The 2,052-nt window shown below is 24.6% G+C and carries 3 protein-coding genes; 1 reads left to right on the top strand and 2 read right to left on the bottom strand.

Annotation, left to right across the window (positions count from 1 at the left end; genetic code table 11):
- Both JG677_RS07940 and mqnP read right to left on the bottom strand, forming a co-directional pair.
- Positions 1-393, bottom strand: a 393-nt coding sequence (locus JG677_RS07940) for a hypothetical protein (protein WP_200286095.1), incomplete at its 3' end; no start/stop codon positions are given.
- Positions 384-1,259 carry a menaquinone biosynthesis prenyltransferase MqnP gene (mqnP, locus tag JG677_RS07935; protein WP_200169931.1) on the bottom strand — a complete coding sequence of 292 codons (876 nt, stop codon included), beginning with the start codon at positions 1,257-1,259 and terminating at the stop codon, positions 384-386. The genes JG677_RS07940 and mqnP, both read right to left, overlap by 10 nt.
- 67 nt (positions 1,260-1,326) lie before the next feature.
- Between mqnP and miaA the strand changes: the two genes are divergently transcribed.
- Positions 1,327-2,052, top strand: a 726-nt coding sequence (gene miaA / locus JG677_RS07930) for a tRNA (adenosine(37)-N6)-dimethylallyltransferase MiaA (RefSeq protein ID WP_200286093.1), incomplete at its 3' end; no start/stop codon positions are given.

Genomic DNA, 2,052 nt, shown 5'->3' with positions numbered 1-2,052 from the left:
CTTTTTATTTAGTGCTTTAAAATAAAAAGCTATTTTTTGATCATTAATCTCGAATCTAGCATAATATTCTTGGCCTTCTATTAAAATTTCATTCTCAAAACCTATATGCTCAAAATTTAACAAACTTATAATATCTGACTGAGCTAAAGCAAGCAATTTATTTTCTTTAAATAAACGATTTTCAATTCTTGAAATATCCTCTTTTAAACTTAAAAGTAAATCAAAGATTATCTTTTCAGAATCTTCAAAATCAATCCTATAAGCTATTTTTTTCCATTTGGCTAATTGATGATTTGTGTTAATATTTAAATATTCTTGCAAAAATAAATTATTATTTATATCACAAGCTTCAAATTCTATCTTTAAATCTGTTTTAAAAAGATTTAATTCCATAATAAATCAACCCATATAAAAATAAAAAAAATAATACTCAAATATCCATTTAAAGTAAAGAAAGCTTTATTAATATGAGAAAAATTTTTACGGACAATTTTATGTTCAAAAAATAAAATTAAAGCGCTAAGAATTACACCTATTAAAGCAAAATTTCCTAAAGGAGAGACAAAAACAAAAATAAGCCAAAAACATACAGCTAAAATATGAAAAAAAGCTGAAAACAAAAGAGTAGTCTGACTTCCAAATTTAGCAGGTATAGAATAAAGTCCCATTTTTTTATCATACTCCATATCTTGAAGGCTATATAAAAGATCAAAACCTGCTGTCCAAAATGTAACTCCTAAACATAAGAATATACTAAAAATATGAATTTCTCCTAATACCACAATACTTCCCGCAATAGGAGCTAAACCCAAACAAAAACCAAGAACTAAATGCACAAAAGAACTAAAACGTTTAAAAGCTGAATAAAATGCCAAAATAAAGAGTACAGGAAAGGAAAGAATAAAAGCTAAATTATTAATAAAATAAGAGCAAAGAATAAAAACCAAAGCATTAAAAACGATAAAAATCCATATACTTTTTTTACCAATACGACCATTAATATTAGGTCTATCTTTACAACGAGGATTGTTTAAATCAATATCTTCATCCATCAAGCGATTTGAAGCCATAGCAAAATTTCTAGCACTAATGGCACAAATAATTCCTAAAATTAAGGCTTTAAATCCAAACCAAGCACTATCATTTGCTATTTTTGAAGCAACAAGCATAGAACTTAATAAAAAAGGTAAGGCAAAAATAGAATGTTTAAATACAATCAAATCTAAAATATCTTTAAATTTATTCCATATTAAACTCATTAAAACTCTTTTATAAATTTTTGTTATGATTTTACTAAAATTTTATAAATTTTTAGAAAGTTTAATAATGTTTTTTGAATTTGCACTCATTGGTCCTACAGCTAGCGGAAAAACTGCTATTGCAAATGCTTTAGCTTACGAATTTAAAGCTGCTATCTTAAGTCTTGATAGCCTTTGTATTTATAAACAAATTAATATAGCAAACGCTAAAAGTGAAGATAAAATTTTAAATGAGCTTGATTATTTTGGAGTAAATCTTTTAAATGTAAATGAACATTTTAATGTTTCTTTATTTATGCAAGAATATGAAAAAGCAAAAAAATGGGCCCAAGACAAACAGAAAATTCTTATTATAACTGGTGGAACGAGCTTTTATCTTAAAATTTTAATGCAAGGATTAAGCGAAAAAATAGAAGAAAAAGAAATTACAATTAGCAATAATGAAATATATGAACTCTTACAAAAAATAGATCCTACTTTTAAAATCGAAAAAAATGATACTTATCGTCTAAAAAAATGGTTTAATATTTATGAAAGCACTAAAGAAATACCAAGTGTTTTTTTAAAGAAAACTCAAAAAAAACCTTTAATTGAAAAAATGGAAATTTATAATCTATCTTGGGATAAAGAAGAACTTAGAAAAAACATACAAAAACGCACTAAATTAATGTTAGATCTAGGCTTAGTAGATGAAGCTAAAAACCTTTTTGAAAAATATGATGCAAATTTAAAACCTTTAAATTCTATAGGATTAAAAGAATGTAAAGCTTATTTAAATAATCAAATATCGTAT

The organism is Campylobacter sp. TTU-622 (assembly GCF_016598965.1).
Taxonomy (GTDB): domain Bacteria; phylum Campylobacterota; class Campylobacteria; order Campylobacterales; family Campylobacteraceae; genus Campylobacter_D.
Note: the sequence above shows the minus strand (reverse complement) of the source record. Positions and strands in the feature narration are given on the sequence as shown.

What these genes read in the sequence shown, in the direction of transcription:
- mqnP (WP_200169931.1), bottom strand. Translation starts at nt 1,259, where the DNA reads ATGAGTTTAATATGGAATAAATTTAAAGATATTTTAGATTTGATTGTA.